Source organism: Chamaesiphon sp. OTE_20_metabat_361, assembly GCF_031364565.1.
On the sequence record NZ_JANLWO010000625.1, the window covers coordinates 1 to 2,332 of the forward strand.

1 protein-coding gene is annotated in these 2,332 nt (G+C 49.1%); it reads left to right on the forward strand.

Translation table 11 applies throughout. The annotated features are described in order from the left end of the window. Positions 1 to 257: 257 nt before the first annotated feature. Positions 258 to 2,234 (forward strand): penicillin-binding protein 2, encoded by a 1,977-nt coding sequence (locus RMO35_RS17895; protein WP_309742769.1) that lies wholly within the window; start codon positions 258 to 260, stop codon positions 2,232 to 2,234. The last annotated feature ends 98 nt before the right edge of the window (positions 2,235 to 2,332 follow it).

Sequence of the window (2,332 nt, forward strand, 5' to 3'; positions counted from 1 at the left end):
GTAAAGCAAATGTATAACCAGCAACCGAAAACAAGCTAGCAATTTGATTGTTTGGACATGCTCTAAACTAGCTGAAGACATCGATCTAAATGTCGCTCGATCTGCCTTTTTGGAGACTTAATTTGAGATCGATCGCAGCAGTGTGTTCAAATCCTAACCGATTTTATCAGGTCGATCGACTTAAATGTTACATTTTCGTTAAGATACTAGCGAATAATAAAATTTTCTGTGCTTTTTATTACCAATGTGTTAATCAAATGAGCAATATTCGCCGGAATAAGTCAGGGCAATTTAGTGACGATTCTCCAGGGGAGAGGCTACGCCAACGTCCGCGCAGATCGATCCAGCGACGGTCGCTCGATTTCAACAATGTCAATCTGCGCCTAGCCGGAGTCTGGCTGGTATTGGGGATGAGTTCTTTGGGATTGCTCTTGAGGTTGATCTGGCTGCAAATTGTCGATGCACCGAGACTACAAGCCAAAGCACAGCAGCAACAGAGTATTAATAAGCGTCCCTTCGTCCCCCGGCGAACGATCGTCGATCGCGCCAATAATCAACTGGCGATCGATCGACCTAGCTATACGCTCTATGCCCATCCGCGCAAGTTTAGCGAAGTCTTACGTGGTCGAGGCTTGCCCAAAAATGGCAAACAAGTCGCCGTGACACCGCAAGACATGGCGCAAAGACTCGCACCGATTCTCGATCTGACGGTGCCAGAATTGGCGCAAAAATTTCAGCGCCGCCAGACGGGGGTGTTTATCGCATCTGGTTTATCAGAAGATGTCCGCAATCGGATTGTGGCGTTAAAACTCGATGGTTTGGATGTTACCCAGGGCGAACTAGACTACACCAGATTTTATCCCCAAGAGAATTTGGTAGCCGAATATTTAGGCTATCTAGATTGGGAGCGCAAGCCGCAAGCTGGCGTAGAGTTGAGTCAGTCATCGCTGTTGGAGCGCAAAATCGCTCGCTATCAACTGACAAAAACTGGTGGCAATAGAGGTGTACTTTTACCCGATCGCGTCACGCCAGACTTCTTACATACCGATGATTTACAGCTCAAATTGACGGTAGATCTCCGGCTGCAACGCGCTGCGAAAGAAGCCCTGCGCCTGAAAATGGAAGAATGGAACGCCCGCAGAGGAACGGTCATTGTCATGGATGCGGACACGGGCGCACTGCGAGCATTAGTCATCGCACCTACCTATGACCCCAACCACTACGCCAGAGACGTGCGGGAATACGGCAAAATCGTCGGCGATCTGCAAGCACCGAAGTTACTGCAAAATGCCGCTGTGTCCGATGTCTACGAACCAGGATCGACCTTTAAACCGATTGCGGTGGCGATCGCATTGGAAAACGGCATCATTACCCCCCAAACCACCGTTAAAGACAGCGGCCTCATTACGATCGGTCAAGATTCGATCCGCAATGCCGATAAAAAAGGCAACGGCACGGTCGATATCGCCCAGATTTTGCAACGTTCGAGCAACATCGGCATGGTCAAAATCATGCAGCGGCTCAAACCGAAAGTCTATTATGATTGGCTGCAACGTATCGGCTTAGGTCAAAAATTTGGCATCGATTTACCACTCGAAGGTAGAGGCAAACTCCTCAGTCGGGAAGAGTTTGTCGCCTCACCGATCTATCCCGCTAACATGGCATTCGGACAAGGGTTCTCGCTGACACCGATTCAAATGGTGACGCTGATTGGGAGTATTGCCAATGGTGGGAAATTAGTCACACCGCACGTTGTCGAAGGCTTATATGATAGTGAAGGAATTCGCAAAGATAAACCAACACTACCCCAACCCAGTCAGATCTTCTCGCCCAAGAATGCCCAAGCCGTCTTAGAGATGATGGAAAGCGTCGTCACTAGTGGCTCGGGCGAAAGAGCCAAAATCCCCGGCTATCGGATTGCTGGGAAAACCGGAACTTCTCAAAAAGCTGTCGTTGGTGGCTACAAACAAGACGACAAAAAAATTACCAGTTTTGTAGGCATCTTACCTGTCGATGGTCAACGTCGCTACGTCGTCTTTGCCGCGATCGACGAACCCAAAGGTAAAGAAAAAGCCTTCGGTAGTAATGTCGCCGCCCCCATCGTCAAATCTGTCATGGAATCCCTGATCTCGATCGACGGCATTCCCCCCAGCAATCCAGCAGAAATCGATCGCGCCCGCTCTTCAACACCACCCACCGCCACCCCCACGAAACCGCAGCCACCAGATCGGTAAATTCGATCGAGCTATCTACTCAGGGAATAGGGAATAGGGAATAGGGGAGACTTTAGATGAAAACGATACTAAAAAAGATTGCATTTTTACTTTCGCAA